We start from the raw sequence: 17,565 nt of genomic DNA, 5'->3' as shown, positions 1-17,565 counted from the left end.
TCTTCGACGCGCTGCGCAAGGAGGGCATCCTGCCCGACGCCCCCGAGGGCGAGCATCACCGGCCGGGGCTCAGGGCCCCGGCGCGGGACGTCTCAGACCTCGGCCTTGAGGTTCTGCGGGAGCTGGCCGGTGCCCTTGGCCCACTGGTGGGCCGCGACGCGGGTGGCGAGCAGCCGCGAGACCTCCATGCCGACGCCCATCACCACGGCCCAGCCGATCGCCTCGGCCAGCGCCACGTCGGGGGACTCGGGGTTGGTCGGGGGCTCCTTGCCGGTGCTCTTCTTCCAGGCCAGCGTGATGACTTTCTTCGCGACGAAGCCGCCCGCGAATGCGGCCGCGCCGGCCATCACCCGCCAGCCGATGTCGCCCTTGTCCGCCATGTTGGTCCTCTCTCGTCCTGTCGTCTCCGACGCTACCGGAACGGCCCGCCCCCGGCGGGGAAGGTGATCGCCGCGTCGGCGCCGGCAATCGGCATGCGACCCGGGCCGATGTCAATACGATTGGCCTCATGACAGAGCAGCCGCGTACTTCGCACGTCCCTCCGAAGCCCTCGCTGGACGGCCTGGAGGACAGATGGGTACGCGTCTGGGAGGACGCGGGCGTCCACCGCTTCGACCGCACCCGGCCGCGCGCCGAGGTCTACTCGATCGACACCCCGCCGCCCACCGTGAGCGGGTCCCTCCACGTCGGCCACGTCTTCTCCTACACCCACACCGACACCGTCGCCCGGTATCACCGCATGCGCGGTCGGGCGGTCTTCTACCCGATGGGCTGGGACGATAACGGGCTGCCGACCGAGCGCCGCGTGCAGAACCACTTCGGTGTCCGGTGCGATCCGTCGCTTCCCTACGATCCCGACTTCGAGCCCCCGGCCAAGCCCGACCCGAAACGCCAGCAGGCGATCTCGCGGCGCAACTTCATCGAGCTGTGCGAGCGCCTCACCGAGGTCGACGAGCAGGCCTTCGAGGAGATGTGGCGGCGCGTCGGCCTGTCGGTCGACTGGAACCACCTGTACACCACCATCGGCGCCACCGCCCGGACGGCGTCGCAGCGCGCGTTCCTGCGCAACCTGGCCCGCGGCGAGGCGTACGTCTCCGAGGCGCCGACGCTGTGGGACGTCACGTTCCGCACCGCGGTCGCGCAGGCCGAGCTGGAGGACCGCGAGCACCCCGGCGCGTTCCACCGGCTCCGGTTCCACGGCGACCGGCGCCCCGTCTACATCGAGACGACGCGGCCGGAGCTGCTGCCCGCCTGCGTCGCGCTGGTCGCGCACCCCGACGACGAGCGGTACCAGGAGCTGTTCGGCACGACCGTGCGCACGCCGCTGTTCGGCGTGGACGTCCCGGTCGTCGCGCACCGGCTGGCCGATCCCGGCAAGGGCTCGGGCATCGCGATGATCTGCACGTTCGGCGACGTCACGGACGTCGTCTGGTGGCGCGAGCTGAACCTGCCGACCCGCGCGATCATCGACTGGGACGGGCGGCTCGCCGCCGACCCGCCGCAGGGCGTCCCGGCGGAGCCGTACGCCGAGCTGGCCGGCAAGACGGTCTTCTCGGCCAAGGAGCGCGTCGTCGAGCTGCTGCGCGAGTCCGGCGACCTGGACGGCGAGCCCCGCAAGATCAGCCGGCCGGTGAAGTTCTACGAGAAGGGCAACAAGCCCCTGGAGATCGTCACGACCCGGCAGTGGTACATCCGCAACGGCGGCCGCGACGAGGGCGTCCGCGCCGAGCTGCTCGCCCGCGGCCGGGAGCTGGAGTGGCATCCCGGCTACATGCGGGCCCGCTACGAGAACTGGGTCGAGGGGCTGAACGGCGACTGGCTGATCTCGCGGCAGCGGTTCTTCGGGGTGCCGATCCCCGTGTGGTACCGGCTGGACGACTCCGGCGAGCCGGTGTACTCCGAGCCGATCGTGCCGGCCGAGGACGCGCTGCCGGTCGACCCGTCCTCGGACGTCCCGCCGGGCTACACCGAGGACCAGCGCGGCCGGCCGGGCGGGTTCGCCGGCGACCCCGACGTGATGGACACCTGGGCCACCTCGTCGCTGACCCCGCAGATCGCGGGCGGCTGGGAGCGCGACGCCGACCTGTTCGCCCGGGTCTTCCCCTTCGACCTGCGGCCGCAGGCGCACGACATCATCCGGACGTGGCTGTTCTCCACGGTGGTGCGCTCGCACCTGGAGCACGGCTCGCTGCCGTGGAAGGGCACCGCCCTGTCCGGGTGGATCCTCGACCCGGACCGCAAGAAGATGTCGAAGTCCAAGGGGAACGTCGTCACGCCGATCGACCTGCTGCGCGAGTACGGCTCCGACGCCGTCCGGTACTGGGCGGCGAGCGGGCGGCCCGGCACCGACACCGCGTTCGACACCGGTCAGATCAAGGTCGGCCGCCGCCTCGCCATCAAGATCCTCAACGCGTCGAAGTTCGTGCTGGGGCTCGGCGAGGCGGCCCCGGACGTGCCGGTCACCGAACCGCTGGACAAGGCGATGCTGGCGGCGCTGGCCGGGGTCGTGGAGGAGGCGACGGAGGCGTTCGAGGGCTACGACTACGCGCGCGCCCTGGAGCGCACGGAGCGGTTCTTCTGGGAGTTCTGCGACGACTACCTGGAGCTGGTCAAGGCCCGCGCCTACGGCGACGGCCCGGAGGCGCTGTCCGCGCGCGCGGCGCTGCGCGCCGCGCTGTCGGTGATGCTGCGCCTGTTCGCGCCCGTCCTGCCGTTCGTGACCGAGGAGGTCTGGTCGTGGTGGCGGCACGGTTCGGTGCACACGGCCTCGTGGCCGTCCGCCGCCGAGCTGCCGTCGGGCGGCGACCCCGCCGTCCTCGCGGCCACGGGCGAGGCGCTCCGGCAGGTCCGCAAGGCCAAGTCGGAGGCCAGGGCGTCGATGCGCGCCGACGTGTCCCGCGCGGTCGTGCGCGGCTCGCAGGTGACGCGGATCGCGCGTCCCGATCTGGCCGCGGCCGGGCGGATCGCCGACCTGACGCTGGAGGACGCCCCCGCCGCGCTCACCGTCGACGTCGTCCTGGCGCCCGCGACGTAGATCACCCCGGCCGGGCCTTGACGCGGGTCCGGCACTCTCCAGATATTAGATCAGCGGTCTAATTGGTGCCGCCGTGAGAGGCGCGCGGTCCGGCGCGGGAGGAGACGGGATGAGCGAGATCGACGAGCGGCACCCCGTGATCGCCCCGCGCCGGGTGCGGTTCGACTGGGCGGGCACGCCGCTGCACTGGATCCCGGACGAGCCGGTCGCCACGCACTTCATCAACGTCCTGCACCTGCTGCTGCCCGCGGGCGAGCGGTGGTTCGTGCACGTCTACAAGGAGGCGCTCCCGCTCGTCCGCGACGACGAGCGCCTCCACCGCGAGGTCAAGGGGTTCATGGGCCAGGAGGCCGTGCACGCCTACTCCCACCAGGGCGTCCTGGACCGGCAGATGCGGGATCAGGGCCTCGATCCGGGCCCGCTCACCGACCGGATCGAGTGGGTGTTCCGGCGGATCCTCGGCGACCGGTGCTGGATCCCGTTCCTGCCCCGCAAGCGCTGGCTGTTCGTGCGGATCGGCGTCATCGCGGGCATCGAGCACTACACGGCGGTGCTCGGGCAGTGGATCCTGGACGCCCGCGAACTGGACGAGGCCGGCGCCGATCCGACGATGATGGACCTGCTGCGCTGGCACGGCGCCGAGGAGGTCGAGCACCGGTCCGTCGCGTTCGACGTCTACCAGCACGTGGCCGGACGGTACTGGATGCGGTTCATCGCGTTCTTCCTGGGCGTCCTCGCGCTGCCGCTCATGGTCTACGCGGGGGCGGTGTTCCTGTGCCGGGCCGATCCGACGCTGAAGGGCGTCCGCCCGCGGATCCGCGACTACCGGCGGGCGGTGCGGCGCGGGCTGTTCCCCAGCAACCGGTTCATGATCTCCGCCGGCCGCGCCTACCTGCGGCGCGACTACCATCCGTCCCAGGTGTGCTCGACGCAGCGGGCGCTCGACTACCTCGCGGTGTCGCCCGCGGCGCGGTCCGCCGGCCGCCCGGCGTCCTGAGCCGCGCCGCTCACAGCGTGCAGGGCAGGTGCTTGATGCCGTTGATGAAGTTGGAGTAGAGCATCTGCGGCTCGCCGCTCGCCCGGATGTCCGGGACGCGGGTGAACAGCTCCCGGAACATCACCGTGATCTCCTGCCGGGCCAGGTTCGCGCCCAGGCAGAAGTGCGGACCGGGGCCGCCGAACCCGACGTGCGGGTTCGGCGAGCGGGTGATGTCGAAGACGTCCGGGTCGGTGAACACCTCCGCGTCGCGGTTCGCGGAGTTGTAGAACAGCAGGACCTTGTCGCCCGCCCTGTACCGCTGGCCGTTCATCTCGTGGTCGCGGGTCACGGTCCGCCGGAACTGGATGACCGGCGTCGCCATCCGGACGATCTCCTCGACGGCCCCCGGGGCGCGGGCGTCGAAGTCCTCCATCAGCAGCGCCCGCTGCTCGGGGTTGTCGGTGAACAGCTTCAGCCCGTGCGTCATCGCGTTGCGGGTGGTCTCGTTCCCGGCCACGACGAGCAGGATGAAGAACGAACCGATCTCCTGGTCGGTCAGGGACTCGCCGTCCACGTTGGCCGAGACCAGCCGAGACACGAGGTCGTCGCCGGGGTCCCGGCGGCGCCTGCGGGCGAGCTTCATCGCCAGGTGGTTCAGCTCGTACCCCGCGGACATCGCCATGAGCAGCCCGTACAGGACGCCGATCCGGGTGATGCCCTCGCGGGTCACGTCCCTGCCGCCGGTGTACTCGGGGTCGCCGAGGCCGAGGATGGTGTTCGTCCGGTCGTACACCATCGGGCGCACCCGCTCGGGAATGCCCATCATGTCGCAGATGACCTGCACGGGGAGCCGTGCCGCGACGTCGGTGACGAAGTCAGCCGACCCCTTGCGCTCCAGGTCGTCGACGATCCGCGTCGCGGTGGCCTGCAGGTCGGTCTCCAGCTTGGCGAGGACGCGCGGGGTGAACGCCCGCGACACGATCCGGCGGATCTTGGCGTGCCGCGGGTCGTCCATGTTGATCATCGAGCCGAAGTAGCGGGCCATGTACCGGGGCAGGTCGGCGATGCTGTTCGAGCACGGCTCGCTGCTGAACACCTCCGGCGTCCGGCTGGCCTCCACCACGTCCGCGTGCCGGGTGAGCGCGTAGTAGCCGCGCCCGGACCGGATGAACGGCAGCTTGAGCTCCGGGAAGAACGCCGGATGCTCCCGCTCGCGCAGCCGCGCGAACGCCGCCAGCCGCCGGTCCGGGGGCAGCGACCAGAAGGCCAGATCGGACAGGTCGTCCTCGGTCGCCCGTGCCGTCGTCGTCACCGCACACCGTCCTCGTGAGTCAGAACGCCGTTCGGTTACCATCGAACCGAGCCTTCCGGACATCCGTCAAGAGCGATCAGGCGGCCGCCGCGGCGCCGCGGCGCAGGACGGCCCGCTCCGCCGCCGTCCACGCCCCGGAGGTCAGCAGGTAAAGCCCGGCCGCCAGGGGCACGAACGCCGCCACGGCGACCGTCCCGAACGGCATCAGCCGCGCGACGGCGCCCATCGGCCCCTCGGCGGTGATCCGCCGCGACGTCACCACGGCCACGACCGCGAGCAGCGCGAACAGCCCGAGGAAGACGAGCGAGGGCGGCGCGAGCAGGCCCCCGCCGAGGACGCCGATCCAGTTCTGACCGAGCGGCGCAGCGAGCAGCGTGTGCGCGAGCAGCAGGTTCTGGTGCCCGGCGACCGCCGCGGACGTGAACAGGCGGTACATGACCATGAAGAACGGGATCTGCGCGGCCATCGGCAGGCATCCGGCCGCCGGTGTGGCGCCCTCCGCCTTGTACAGCGCGGCCATCTCCCGCTGGAGCCGGTGCGGATCCTTCGCGTGCTTCTTCTGCAGGGCCTGGACCTTGGGCAGGAGCCTGGCCCGCGCCCGCTCGCCCCTGGCGGCCGAGACCGCCAGCGGGACGAGCGCCAGCCGCACCCCGGCGGTGAACAGGACGATCGCCAGCGCGGTGGCCAGGCCCCCGGCCACCGGGTCCAGGGCGTCCGCGAGCCCGCCGACGAGGGCGGCGGCGATGGAGATGGGAATGTCGAACATGGATGAGCCTTCCGGAACGAGGGATCGATGGCGTTCCGGCCGCGTTCAGGCGGCCGCGATCCCCGTTCCGGGCGCTCGCGGACGGGGCCGTCCCGCCGCGTCCGGATCGCGCTGCGGCAGGAAGGCGGTCCGCAGCGTCCGCTCCCGCAGGGTCGTCCGTATCCGGGCTCGTGCCGCCCTCTGCCCCCGGCACGCGGCGCGCACTCGCACCGCCGCGAGCACCAGCAGCCCTGCGACGGTCAGCGCGCCCAGCGTGACCAGCACCGACTGCCCTGGCGCGGACCCGGCCCACTCGGCCACGGCGAACCCCCGCAACAGCGCGAAGATCAGCAATGACCAGAGCACGAGGGGCCCTTCCGGGAGCGCGACGGCGAGATGTGATCAGTGTGCCACGGCGGCGCGACGATGATCGACCGGTCCGCGCTCACAGCAGCAGGAGGAGGGCGAGGGCGGAGAGGGACGCGAGGGCCGTGGCGTTCTTCACGGGCGGCATCCGGACGGCCATCGCCGCGTCCCGCCGGTCGTCGCGGGCCAGGTAGGTGAGCAGGGCGCTCAGCGCGCGACCGGCGCCCAAGGCCGTGCCGGTCAGGACGGTGGTGAGCGCGTCTTCGCGGACCAGGAGCAGGCCCAGGGCCAGCACGTAGGGCGCCGTGGCGGAGACGTAGGTGCGGACGCCGGTTCCGAGTTCGAAGCCGAACTGGAGCGCGCCCTTGCGAAGGTGGGCCTGCAACACGTCCTGGGGGATCTGGCGGGCGTTCTGGGGGAGCGGAACGCGGACCAGCCCGGCCTCGCGCGCGGCGCCCAGCCCGGCGACGGCGAGGATCGCGGCGGTGCGGGCGGCCGGCGGGAGCGGCGCGGAGAGGCCGGACAGCGACCAGATCACCGTCGCGGTGAGGGTGCCTCCGAGCAGGAGCCCGAGGGTGAAGACGGCCAGGATCTCGCCCTGCCGTACGGGGGCCCGCCAACCTGGCGAGAACAGCACGGATTCGCTGTTGCGCGTTCAGACGCTGCCGGACAGGGAGAATCCGGCGAGCGCGCCGATCGACGCCCAGCAGAGGACGGCGGCGTCCAGGGCGGCGGCCGACACCGCCAAGAGCGCGAGGGCGGCGACGGGCAGGAGCGGGTCGGTCGTGCCCCGCCGCAGCCGCCCGGCGGTCAGTTCTTGCACGCCATCGCCTTGCGGCAGATGGTCTTGTACCAGTTGCCCTTCTTGGATTTCTTCCAGCCGTCATGGCAGCGCCAGGTGACGCCCTTCTTGCAGCTGCCGCAGCTCTTGGCGTAGGCCCAGAGCCAGCCGTCGTACCCGCCGCCGTAGCACTGGTTGGGACGCAGCTTGTAGCGGCCCGGGTCCGACACGCCGGACTTGTGGAACCCCTTGTACTTGCCGCTCGTCCGGCAGCACACGCTGCACACCAGGCTGGGTCCGCAGCCGGGGGAGCAGTTGTGGTTGGACGCGTACGAGGGGCAGCGCGGATAGATGTCGTAGTACCCGACCAGCTGGAATCCCGATGCGAGCGCCTCCCGCGCGGGCGGGAAGACGCCGAGGGCCTTCAGCCCGGCGGTGGCGCCCGCGGCGGCGAGCCCGGTGAGGACGCTGCGCCGCACCGGCCGGAACCTCGGCTCGTCCGGGGGTGCGGGGCGCCGCCGGACGCGCTGCGCCCCGGCCGGGCGGGGGCCGCGCAGCGGCGGGACGTCTTCCAGTTCGATCATCGTGCCGCCTCCAGGGTGAGGGCGCGGAGGGCGTCGGGGGAGCCGACGGGCTCGGCGGCCCGCAGGCGCCCGTCCGCGCCGACCAGTACGGCGAACGGGGTCGCGGGGACGCGGTAGTCGGCGAACAGGCCGTCCTGCTCGCCGGCCAGCACGCTCACCTCGGGGCGCGTCGCCTCGTCGGGCGCCGGCCCCGCGAAGATCGCGTGCAGCGGCCGTCCGGCCGGGACGGCGGCGAGGACGTCGGCGCACACGCCGCACTCGCGGTCCAGGAAGAGCAGCAGGCCGGGCCCGAGCCGGTCGAAGGCGGGCGCGGCCGCGCCCACCGCGGGGCCGAGCCCGGCGGGCCGGGAGGCCCCCTGGCCGAGCGCGTGGACCTGCCGGACGAGACCGGCGACCACCAGGGCGAGCAGCAGGATCGCCGCCCATGACAGCAGGAGCGCGCTGTTCTGGAAGCTCATCCGGCCGTCCTCCTCTCCTCGGTCATGGCGTGCGGGAGCGTCCAGAGGAGCACGGCGAACACCAGCCCTGCCGCGACCTCCACGGACGACTCGTACAAGGTGGGCCCGGCCGGGAGCCCGTACAGGGCGCCGGTGAGGGCGAGCGCGCTGAGCGCGGCGGCCCGTCCCGCGACCCAGCCGGTCATCGGAGTGCCCGCGCCTCCGCATCCGCAGGGGACGCCGCGCCGGACGCGGGCCACGTGCGCCGCGTAGGCCGCGTACAGGGCCAGCAGGGCGGCCGCCGCCCCGCCGGCCGCGCGGGCCGGGCCGTCCAGCCGGAGCAGCAGCGCCGCCGCCCCGGCGGCGCCGATCAGCGCCTCCGCGGCGATCACGGCCGCCGCGGCCGGGCCGGCGAGGGCGGCCGGGAGCACCCGGTGCGCCCGCACCGCCGCGGCCAGCGCCGCGGGGCGCCTGACCTGCCCGGCCAGCGACGCCAGCAGGACGAGCGGGACGGTGACGGCGGCGATCCCGGCGAGGAGCCCGGTCACCGGACCGCCTCGACCGCCAGCCCCGCGAGCCGGCGCGGGACGTCGCGGACCCGGTCCTCCTCGGGCAGCACGGTCACCAGCAGCGACGCCAGCGCCAGCAGGAAGTAGGGCCCCTGGCCCTCCACGGTGTCCCGGAACAGCTCGCCGCCGGCGACGGAGGCGCCGCGCCACGGCGGAAGCCGCCTGCGCGTCGCCGAGGTCAGCGCGGTGATCTCCAGCAGGCCGATCCCCGGCACCTCCTTGACCATCTCGGCGGGGTCGGGGCGGCGCGCCCGGCCGCGCGGCACGGCGGTGATCCCGTCCTCGTGCTCGGTGAGGCGCACGGTGCCGAAGAAGGCCACCGCGTCCGCGGGGCGCCCGTGGTAGAGGTGCGTGAAGACCGCGTGGCGGCGTCCCTCCCACACGGCCGCGAGGACGGGGTCGCTCAGGCCCGTCTCGGCGTCGCGGGTCGCCGTCCGCCCGACCCGCAGCCGCCCGCCCTGGACGCGGAACTCCTCCTCGAAGCGGTCGACCCCGATGTCGGCGGCCCAGGCCAGCGCGTCCTCGCGGGTGCCGCTGGAGATCTCGTGGAGCCGCCCGCCCTCGGCGATCCGCGCCACCGACGTGCACGGCCGCCGCAGGTCGTGGTCGCCGGTGAGGCGGACCCGCACGCCGTCCAGCGACCGGTGGGTGACGTGGTGCCCGCCTGCGGTGCCCTGTCCCCGTGTGCCCATGCCGTCCCCTTTCTGCGGGGACGCGCCCCACAGAAGCGCCGCGGGTAACAATTGCGACGCTACGCTCGATACGTCACTTCAGGGTCAAACCTTCCGGAAGTGGTCACGCCCGGGACCGGGTAGGGTCAACTGCCGGACTCGCGCGGCAGCGGCGTTTCAGCGGCGGCCGTCCCCGGCGCCCTGGGTAGGGTCGTGTGGTTCTCCGGCAGGTAGGCGCGTGAGGTGGAGCCCGTGAGCAAGGTCGATGTGCTGATCCAGCGGCTGGATCCGGAGCTGCCCCTGCCGCGCTACGCCCACGCGGGCGACGCGGGCGCCGATCTGGTCGCGGCCGCCGACGTGGAACTGGCGCCGGGCGAGCGCGCCGTCGTCCCCACCGGGATGGCGATCGCCCTGCCGGACGGCTACGCGGCGTTCATTCACCCCCGGTCCGGATTGGGCGCTAGGTTGGGGGTGACCATCGTCAACGCACCCGGTACGGTCGACGCCGGCTATCGGGGTGAGATCAGGGTGACCCTGCTGAACACCGATCCCCGTGCCACGGTGAGACTGCGGCGCGGAGACCGCATCGCGCAGATGGTCGTCCAGCGGGTCGAGCACGCGGTGTTCCACGAGGTCACCGAGCTTCCCGGATCGGCGCGCGGAACCGGCGGGTTCGGCTCCACCGGCGGATTCGGCCCGGCCCCGCGATCCGGGGACAATGAGCACAGTCGAGAAGGAGCGTGAGTCGTGGCTTTTGGACGTCGCCGGCAGGCCGAGGAGCCCGCGGAGGGTCCCGAGGTGACCGAGGAGCCGGCGGAGACCGCCGAGGAGGCTCCCGCCGAGGCGGGGTCGGCCAAGGCAGAGACGCCGGAGGGCGGCCCGTGGGACTCCGAGGAGTCCTTCCCCGAGCTGCAGCGGCTGGATTTCGGGGCTCTCCAGGTGCCGGTCGCGCCGGGGCTGGGTTTCCAGGTGAACTTCGAGGCGACCCAGGTCGACGAGGAGGGCAACCCGCTCGACGGGCGCCCCGTCGCCGTGCTGGTGCAGTACGAGGAGAGCGCCATGCAGCTCCAGGTGTTCGCCGCGCCGAAGCGCAGCGGCATCTGGGACGACGTGCGCCGTGAGACCGCCAAGGACATCCAGGAGGAGGCGCAGGGCCAGACCCAGGAGGGCGAGGGCCCGTTCGGCTCCGAACTGCTGGCGATGGTCCCGGCGGCGCTGACCGAGGAGGTCCTCGCCGAGATGCCGCAGGAGGTCCGCGAGCAGATCCCGGCGGAGTTCGTCGAGCAGGGCTGGGCGCCGCAGATCATCCGCTTCCTCGGCGTGGACGGCCCCCGCTGGTTCCTGCAGGCCGTGGTGCAGGGCGCCGCGATCGAGGACGAGGAGCAGTGGCAGGTCCTGGAGGACGTGCTGCGCGGCGTGGTCGTGCACCGCGGCGACGCCCCGATGCCGCCCCGCGAGCTGCTGGAGCTGCAGATCCCGCAGGAGTTCAGCGAGGCCGGCGAGGACGGGGAAGAGGAGGCCGTGGAGACCTTCGACCCGTTCGAGCGCGGCCCGGAGATCACCGAGGTCCGCTGACCCCACGAGCACCGGACCCGCCCGCCCGCACGCTTTTCGGACGTGCGACCGGGCGGGTTCGCGGCGTCTGCGCCCGGCCGATCTCTTGCCTTGGACCGCCCCGCGGGCGGTCAATCGGGACATGTCCAAGAAGACGCGCAAACGCCGGGCCCGCAAGCGGAGCAAGCACAACAAGGGCAGGCGGCCCAACGCCCGCCACTAACTCCCGATCATCTCGAACGTCATCGCGTGCTCGACGCCCGCCTGCTTCCCGCCCGCCTCGGCCGCGCCGGTGAGGAACGCCTCGGCGTCGAACCCGGCGCCGAGCTCGGCGAAGTACACGCGGTGCGCGAGCAGTGAGTCGATGCCGGCCCGCAGGTGGCCGGTGACGTCCACGTAGTGGGTGGGCTGCGGCGACCCGCCGAACAGCGCGAACCGCACGCCCTGCCACGGTTCGAGGCCGAGGTCGCGGAACACCCACCGGTTGGCCGCGTCCCGGACCGCGTCCGCGACCGCGAGGCCGAGCGCCCGGTGGTCGGCCATGTTGAAGCCGCCGCCGGGGAAGGTCTCGCGGAAGTTGACGGACAGCACCACCTCGGGCCGGTGCCGCCGGATCGCCGCGGCGAGCATCCGCCGCAGCGGCAGGCCGTACTCCAGCGTGCCGTCCGGCAGGTCGAGGAACTCGACCTCGCGGACGCCGACGATCCGCGCCGCCTCGACCTGCTCGGCGCTGCGGATCCGCCGCACCTCGCCGGGGTCCATCGAGTCGATCCCGGCCTCCCCGCGGGTGGCCAGCACCTCCGTCACGGTCTTGCCCTGGCCCGTCCACTTGGCGATCGCCGCCGACGTCCCGTACTCCAGGTCGTCGGGGTGCGCCACGATCGCGAGCGCGCGTTCCCAGTCCTCAGGCACCTCGTCCATGCCCCCCATCCTCCCCCGGACGGGCGGCCGGTCGTCACAGGTAGCGGAGCCAGAGGTACGGGGTCGCCAGGGCGACCGTCACGAGCGTGACGACGAGGCCGTAGCGGGTGAAGCGCCAGAAGCTGATGGGCGTGCCGTTGCGCGCGGCGATGCCGAGCACGACCACGTTGGCGCTGGCCCCGATGGCGGTGGCGTTGCCGCCGAGGTCGGCGCCGAGGGCGAGGGCCCACCACAGCACGTGCCCGTCGGTACCGGGGTGCCGCTGGACGAGGTCGGAGACGATCGGGCTCATCGTCGCCACGTAGGGGATGTTGTCCACGATCGCCGACAGCCCCGCGGACGCCCACAGCAGCAGCATCGTGGCGGCGCCGAGGCGGCCGGCGGTGGCGTCCGCCGCGGCCCTGGAGATCTCGCCGATGACGCCGGTCTCGACGAGGCCGCCGACCATGACGAACAGGCCGGCGAAGAACACCAGCGTAGGCCACTCGACCTCGCTGAGGGCCTCCTCCGTGGTCACCCTGGTCGCGGCGACGAGCAGCCCGGCGCCGAGCAGCGCCACCACGGACGGCTCGTAGTGCAGGACGGGATGCAGCACGAACGCCACGATCACGATGGCGAGGACGGCGAGCCCCTGCGCGAGCAGGCGGCGGTCGGTGATGGCCTCCCGCTCCTCCAGCTCCATGATCTCGGCGGCGAGGTCCGGGTCGTAGCGGAACGCCGAGCGGAACAGCCACCGGCACAGCAGGCAGAACACGACCATCAGCACCACGACCAGCGGGGCCAGATGGACCAGGAAGTCGTTGAACGACAGGCCGCCCCGGCTGGCGATGATGATGTTGGGCGGGTCGCCGACCAGGGTCGCGGTGCCGCCGATGTTGGACGCCATGACCTCGGCGATGAGGTACGGCTCGGGCGCCAGCGCGAGCCGTTCGCAGACGAGGAACGTGACGGGCGCGACCAGCAGGACGGTGGTGACGTTGTCCAGCAGCGCGGACGCCCCCGCCGTGAGCACGACCAGCATCACCATGAGCCGGTAGGGGCGCCCCCGCGCGCGCTTGGCGGCCCAGATCGCCACGTACTCGAACACGCCCGTCCGGCGCAGCACCGAGACGATGACCATCATGCCGAGCAGCAGGAAGATGACGTTCCAGTCGATCCCGGACTCGGAGGAGAAGAACGCGCCCCGGGCGTCGGTGATGTGCAGCAGGAGCATCAGGCCCGCGCCGCCGAGCGCGACCGCCGTCCGGTGCACCTTCTCCGACGCGATCAGCACGTACGCGCAGACGAAGATGACGATCGCGGCGGTGGCCTGCACAGAACCTCCTGGACGGCATGCTGATGACGGGACCTGCCGACCAGACTTCCCGGCGCACCACGGGTGACTCTAACCGTCCCGGCACGCCGCGGGGGAGGCCGGGCCCGGCGATGGTGGGGTTTTGCCTACCCCGATCGGAGTGCTGGACCCATCCTCCGCGGCGCCGCGCGTCCGTAGCTTCGTGTCCCGAAGGCGCCCCGCGAGGGGGCGCCGGGCGGAGGTGAGGACGATGTTCGGACGCAGGGGACCGGAGCCCGCGCACCGGGTGCCGGGTGAGGCGCTCCGGCTGGAGAACGTGCGCCGGGTGTACGGCCCCGAGGGCAACCGGGTCGTCGCGCTGGACGGCGTGTCGCTGTCGCTGCCGACCGGGTCGTTCACCGCGGTCATGGGCCCGTCCGGGTCCGGCAAGAGCACGCTGCTGCAGTGCGCCGCGGGCCTGGACCGTCCCACCGGGGGCCGCGTCTTCGTCGACGGCGCGGAGCTGACGGGCGACGGCGAGGCGGAGCTGACGAAGTTCCGGCGGGAGCGGATCGGTTTCGTCTTCCAGCAGTTCAACCTGCTGCCGACGCTGTCGGTCATGCAGAACACGGTGCTGCCGCTCAAGCTCGCCGGCCGCAGGGCGGACAAGGACCGCGCGCGGGCCGTCCTGGAGCGGGTGGGCCTCGGCGAGCGGCTCGGGCACCTGCCCGCGGAGCTGTCCGGCGGCCAGCAGCAGCGGGTGGCGATCGCGCGGGCGCTGCTCACCCGGCCGCGGGTGCTGTTCGCGGACGAGCCGACCGGCGCGCTCGACACCCGCAGCGCCCGCGACGTGCTCGGCCTGCTGCGCGAGTCGGTGGCCGCGTTCGGGCAGACGGTGGTGATGGTGACCCACGACCCGGTCGCCGCGTCCTTCGCCGACGCCGTGCTGTACCTGGCCGACGGGCGGATCGTCGGCCACCAGCCCGCGCCGACCGCCGAGTCCGTCGCGGAGCGGATGACGCACCTGGCCGACGAGGTCGAGCGCCAGCGCATGACGGCGGGGGCGTGAGATGTTCGCACTGGCGATCGGTTCCCTGCGCAGGCGCGCGGGCGCGTTCACGGCGAGCTTCCTCGCCCTGTTCCTCGGCTCGACGATCATCATGGCCTTCGCCTCGATGCTGGACACCGCCGCGTCGGGCGGCGCGACCGGGGAGGCCCGGAGCACGCTGGTCATCATGGCCAACGTCGTCGGCGGCTGGGGCCTGCTGCTGGTGGTGTTCGCGGTCACCTCGACGCTGACCCTGTCGGTGCGGCAGCGCGCGTCGGAGATCGCGCTGCTCAAGAGCGTCGGCGCGACCCCGGCGCAGCTCGCCCGGATGATCGTCGGCGAGGCGGCAGGGCTGGCGGTGGTCGCGGCGCTGCTCGCGATCGTCCCCGGGATGCTGGCCGGCCGGGGCGTGCTCGGCCTGCTGCACGACACCGGCCAGGTGCCCGCGGAGATCGGCCACAGCTTCGGCCCGGTCGCGCTGTCGATGGGGATCGGCATCACGACGGTCTCCGCGACCGCCGCCGCGCTGATCACCGCCCGGCGCGCCACCCGCGCCGGCGTCGCCGACTCGATGCGGTCCGCGGCGGTGGACACCGGGAGGCTGAGCAGGAAGCGCATCGTCTTCGCGGTCCTGTTCCTGCTGCTGGCGCTGGACGAGGCGGTCATCACGGTCACGCTGATGGACGGCAAGGGCAGCGACGTGATGGCGACGTCCGGGCAGGCCGACATCCTCGCCGCGATCGGGCTGGCGCTGCTGGCTCCGGCGATCATGCGGCGGGCGACGGCCCTGCTGGGCCGGCCGCTGCGCGCGTTCGGCGCGGCCGGCGAGCTGGCGGCCGCCACCATGCGCCGCCGGACGGGCGCGCTGGCGTCCGCGGTCACCCCGGTCATCCTGTTCGTCGGCACGGCCGTCGGGACCCTATACCTCCAGGCCACCGAGAACGCGGCGATGGAGGCCGCCGGGCTGGCCAAGACGGCCGAGCAGAAGAGCATCGAGACGCTCAACTTCGTCGTCATCGGCATGGTGGTGCTGTTCACGGCGATCATGCTGGTCAACACGCTGGTCGCGGCGACCGCGCACCGGCGCCGCGAGTTCGGGCAGACCCGGCTCGCCGGCGCGACCCCGCGCCAGGTGCTCGCCTCGGTGGCGCTGGAGTCGGCGATGCTGACGGTGACCGGCGTGGTCTGCGGGACGGTCGCCTCGGTGTTCACGATCGTGCCCTTCGGGCTGGCCCGCCGCGACTCCGCCGTCCCGGCCGGGGACGCGTGGACCTACCTCGCGGTCGTCGCGCTCGCCGCCGCCCTGACCGGCGCCACGACGTGGGCCGCCACCCGCCGCGCGATCCGCGTCCCCGCCGTGGAGGCCGCCCTCCGCTGACCGCCCGGCTTGTCTTCGCGTGGGTGCTCGCCCATACTGGGTGAGCACTCACTCATTTAGGAGCGGACATGGCGGGATCGGTGGAGGCCTCGCGCGCCGGGTTCCCGGTGGCGGCCGCCGTCCAGGGCCTGCGGGCGTTCTGGACGCGCGGCCGCCGGGTCGAGCGCGCCGCCTACGCCATCGGGGCGGCGCTCATCGCCTCGGGGCTGCTGCACCTGGTCGTGTTCGCGGTCGACGGCGGCCCGTGGACGGGACCGGTGTCATGGCGCAAGCCCGTCACCTTCGGGCTCTCCTTCGGCCTGACGCTCCTCACGATCGCGTGGGTCAGCGCGTTCGTCCGGCTGGGCGACCGCGCGCGGACCGTGATCCTCGGCGTGTTCGCCGCCGACTGCGTCGCGGAGGTCTCCCTCATCACCCTCCAGGCGTGGCGCAAGGTCCCGTCCCACTTCAACGAGGAGACGGCGTTCGACACGGTCGTCACCCGGATGCTGGCGGCGGGCGGCGGGATCCTGGTCGTCACGCTGGTCGCGCTCGCGGTCGCCTCCTTCCGCCGGAAGGGGGAGACCGCGCCGAGCATGCGGCTGGCCGTCCGGTCCGGCTTCGCCGCCCTGATGCTCGCGCTGGCCTCCGGCGCCGCGATGATCGCCCGCGGGGTCACGGCGGTGGAGTCCGGCGACCAGCAGGCCGCCTACCACGTGGTCGCCGCGCTGAAGCCGGCGCACTTCGTGACGATGCACGCGATCCTCGTCCTGCCGCTGCTGGCCTGGCTGCTCACGTTCACCGGCCTGCCCGAGGCCCGCCGCGTCCGGTCCGTCGCCCTCGCCTCCGGCGCCTACTGGGCGGTGGCGGCGCTGGTCATCGCGGTCTCCGCCGTCCGCTTCGCGACCGCCTGAACCGTCCGCCGGACGGGCGATCCGCCTTCGGCGACCGGGCCGTGCGTTCCAGGCCGGGCGGCGGGCCGTCCAGGATCTCACCGCCGAGGGCCTCACGGAGCGCGGCGGCCGTCGCCTCGGCGTGCGTCCCGTGCACGGCGGTATGGACGACCGTGCCGAGCGCCGGGTGCTCGACGATGTGGAGGGCCGTCTCCTCGTCCATGGTCGTGTAGATGGCCTCCTTCCAGCCCGAGCCGTCGGTGTCCCTGCCGACGACGGCGATGTTCCAGTCCTCCTTGAAGGCCCAGATGGCGGCCTTCTCGGCGTCATCGGTGGCGAGGCGGACCCAGACGACGGGTCGCGGGACGGCCCGGTCCGGGATCCCCGGCCGGACCGTGACCCAGTCCTGCTCGCCCTCCACCGGCCGCGCGGGAGCAAGGACGCCCGTCGGCCGCTCCCGGGGCGCCTCCCGCATCACCACCGGCGCATGGACGAGTTCGGCGGCGATCGCACGCGCGTACTCGGCCGCCTCCCGGACGTCACCATCGCCGTGGCCGAGAGCGCGCTGGAGCAGATCCACGGTCTCCGGATCGGGCTCCGCGCCGCCCGTGGCCATCATCAGCGCGACGAGCGTCCAGGGCGCGTCGGTGAGCGTCCCCTCCAGCTGCGCGCGCAGCGTCTGCTCCGTCCAGACCTGGACGTGCTCGCCCACGACCGCCCGGATCGCCACGGCCTCGTCCGCGGACTCCGCCCGGACGAACACGGCCTTCACCCCGACCTCGTCGGCCGCCACCTCGATCAGCAGGGTCCGGCCCGACGCGTCCGCGTACACGTCGGCGAGGGTCTCACCGCCGAAACCGCCGTTTCCGTAGTACGCGAACGTCAGGCCCGTCGCGCCGGCGAGCGCGCCCAGGAGCGCGTCGTCGATCCCGTCCTCGTACCGGATCACGAGCGCGCACCGGTACGGGCCGACGTCCACAGGAGTGATCATCCGGGTACGGTACCGGCGCCCGGGAACACGCGTCCGCCCCGAGCCGGGCT

General features: G+C 73.3%; 20 protein-coding genes. 7 read left to right on the top strand and 13 right to left on the bottom strand.

What is annotated here, in order from left to right; translation table 11 throughout:
* Nucleotides 1–92 precede the first annotated feature (92 nt).
* Nucleotides 93–380, bottom strand: coding sequence for a DUF4235 domain-containing protein (locus AB0C84_RS39050; RefSeq protein ID WP_179847313.1), 288 nt, complete (start codon nt 378–380; stop codon nt 93–95).
* 128 nt (nt 381–508) lie between these two features.
* On the opposite strand from AB0C84_RS39050, the gene valS reads away from it, so the two are divergent.
* Both valS and AB0C84_RS39040 read left to right on the top strand, forming a co-directional pair.
* Nucleotides 509–3,034, top strand: a complete 2,526-nt coding sequence (valS, locus tag AB0C84_RS39045; protein ID WP_361076110.1) for a valine--tRNA ligase — start codon at nt 509–511, stop codon at nt 3,032–3,034.
* A gap of 109 nt (nt 3,035–3,143) precedes the next feature.
* A complete protein-coding gene (locus AB0C84_RS39040; protein ID WP_258939431.1) occupies nt 3,144–4,031 on the top strand; it encodes a metal-dependent hydrolase in 888 nt (295 codons plus the stop codon).
* 10 nt (nt 4,032–4,041) lie between these two features.
* Here AB0C84_RS39040 and AB0C84_RS39035 read toward each other — a convergent pair whose 3' ends face one another.
* The 9 genes from AB0C84_RS39035 to AB0C84_RS38995 form a co-directional block, all read right to left on the bottom strand.
* Complete coding sequence (locus AB0C84_RS39035) at nt 4,042–5,325, bottom strand: cytochrome P450 (protein WP_312879518.1); 1,284 nt, start codon at nt 5,323–5,325, stop codon at nt 4,042–4,044.
* A gap of 76 nt (nt 5,326–5,401) precedes the next feature.
* On the bottom strand, nt 5,402–6,091 hold the full coding sequence (gene yidC, locus AB0C84_RS39030) for a membrane protein insertase YidC (protein ID WP_361076104.1): 690 nt from the start codon (nt 6,089–6,091) through the stop codon (nt 5,402–5,404).
* Between the two features lie 45 nt (nt 6,092–6,136).
* A complete protein-coding gene (locus tag AB0C84_RS39025) occupies nt 6,137–6,436 on the bottom strand; it encodes a DUF6412 domain-containing protein (RefSeq protein ID WP_361076101.1) in 300 nt (99 codons plus the stop codon).
* A 79-nt stretch (nt 6,437–6,515) separates the two neighbouring features.
* Nucleotides 6,516–7,073, bottom strand: coding sequence for a hypothetical protein (locus AB0C84_RS39020; RefSeq protein WP_361076098.1), 558 nt, complete (start codon nt 7,071–7,073; stop codon nt 6,516–6,518).
* Between the two features lie 18 nt (nt 7,074–7,091).
* Nucleotides 7,092–7,259 (bottom strand): hypothetical protein, encoded by a 168-nt coding sequence (locus AB0C84_RS39015; RefSeq protein WP_179836384.1) that lies wholly within the window; start codon nt 7,257–7,259, stop codon nt 7,092–7,094.
* Nucleotides 7,247–7,801: a hypothetical protein gene (locus AB0C84_RS39010; RefSeq protein ID WP_179847319.1), complete on the bottom strand. Its 555-nt coding sequence runs from the start codon at nt 7,799–7,801 to the stop codon at nt 7,247–7,249. Before AB0C84_RS39010 ends, AB0C84_RS39015 begins: the two co-directional genes overlap by 13 nt.
* A complete protein-coding gene (locus AB0C84_RS39005; protein WP_361076095.1) occupies nt 7,798–8,259 on the bottom strand; it encodes a hypothetical protein in 462 nt (153 codons plus the stop codon). Before AB0C84_RS39005 ends, AB0C84_RS39010 begins: the two co-directional genes overlap by 4 nt.
* Entirely contained in the window at nt 8,256–8,786 is a 531-nt protein-coding gene (locus tag AB0C84_RS39000; RefSeq protein WP_361076092.1) for a MauE/DoxX family redox-associated membrane protein, read from the bottom strand. The genes AB0C84_RS39005 and AB0C84_RS39000 overlap by 4 nt, the downstream gene beginning before the upstream one ends.
* A complete protein-coding gene (locus tag AB0C84_RS38995) occupies nt 8,783–9,499 on the bottom strand; it encodes a hypothetical protein (RefSeq protein WP_361076089.1) in 717 nt (238 codons plus the stop codon). Before AB0C84_RS38995 ends, AB0C84_RS39000 begins: the two co-directional genes overlap by 4 nt.
* A 222-nt stretch (nt 9,500–9,721) precedes the next feature.
* On the opposite strand from AB0C84_RS38995, the gene dut reads away from it, so the two are divergent.
* Both dut and AB0C84_RS38985 read left to right on the top strand, forming a co-directional pair.
* On the top strand, nt 9,722–10,222 hold the full coding sequence (gene dut, locus AB0C84_RS38990; protein WP_361076087.1) for a dUTP diphosphatase: 501 nt from the start codon (nt 9,722–9,724) through the stop codon (nt 10,220–10,222).
* 3 nt (nt 10,223–10,225) lie between these two features.
* The gene (locus AB0C84_RS38985; RefSeq protein WP_179847324.1) at nt 10,226–11,053 is read left to right on the top strand and encodes a DUF3710 domain-containing protein; all 828 of its coding nucleotides are present in this window, start codon (nt 10,226–10,228) and stop codon (nt 11,051–11,053) included.
* Between the two features lie 198 nt (nt 11,054–11,251).
* Here AB0C84_RS38985 and AB0C84_RS38980 read toward each other — a convergent pair whose 3' ends face one another.
* Entirely contained in the window at nt 11,252–11,953 is a 702-nt protein-coding gene (locus tag AB0C84_RS38980) for a PIG-L deacetylase family protein (protein ID WP_361076084.1), read from the bottom strand.
* 34 nt (nt 11,954–11,987) lie between these two features.
* Complete coding sequence (locus AB0C84_RS38975; protein WP_361076081.1) at nt 11,988–13,268, bottom strand: ArsB/NhaD family transporter; 1,281 nt, start codon at nt 13,266–13,268, stop codon at nt 11,988–11,990.
* A 229-nt stretch (nt 13,269–13,497) separates the two neighbouring features.
* Between AB0C84_RS38975 and AB0C84_RS38970 the strand changes: the two genes are divergently transcribed.
* From AB0C84_RS38970 to AB0C84_RS38960, 3 genes are all read left to right on the top strand, one after another.
* The gene (locus AB0C84_RS38970; RefSeq protein WP_361076078.1) at nt 13,498–14,295 is read left to right on the top strand and encodes an ABC transporter ATP-binding protein; all 798 of its coding nucleotides are present in this window, start codon (nt 13,498–13,500) and stop codon (nt 14,293–14,295) included.
* Nucleotide 14,296: 1 nt separating this feature from the next.
* Nucleotides 14,297–15,652 (top strand): FtsX-like permease family protein, encoded by a 1,356-nt coding sequence (locus AB0C84_RS38965; RefSeq protein ID WP_361076075.1) that lies wholly within the window; start codon nt 14,297–14,299, stop codon nt 15,650–15,652.
* A gap of 68 nt (nt 15,653–15,720) precedes the next feature.
* Nucleotides 15,721–16,545: a hypothetical protein gene (locus AB0C84_RS38960; protein ID WP_361076072.1), complete on the top strand. Its 825-nt coding sequence runs from the start codon at nt 15,721–15,723 to the stop codon at nt 16,543–16,545.
* Here the strand turns inward: AB0C84_RS38960 and AB0C84_RS38955 are convergent.
* Nucleotides 16,508–17,515 (bottom strand): hypothetical protein, encoded by a 1,008-nt coding sequence (locus AB0C84_RS38955; RefSeq protein WP_361076069.1) that lies wholly within the window; start codon nt 17,513–17,515, stop codon nt 16,508–16,510. The genes AB0C84_RS38960 and AB0C84_RS38955 overlap by 38 nt on opposite strands.
* Between the last annotated feature and the right edge of the window lie 50 nt (nt 17,516–17,565).

Source organism: Actinomadura sp. NPDC048955 (assembly GCF_040649435.1).
Lineage (GTDB): Bacteria > Actinomycetota > Actinomycetes > Streptosporangiales > Streptosporangiaceae > Spirillospora > Spirillospora luteofluorescens.
This window is presented reverse-complemented; position numbering and strand designations above follow the sequence as displayed.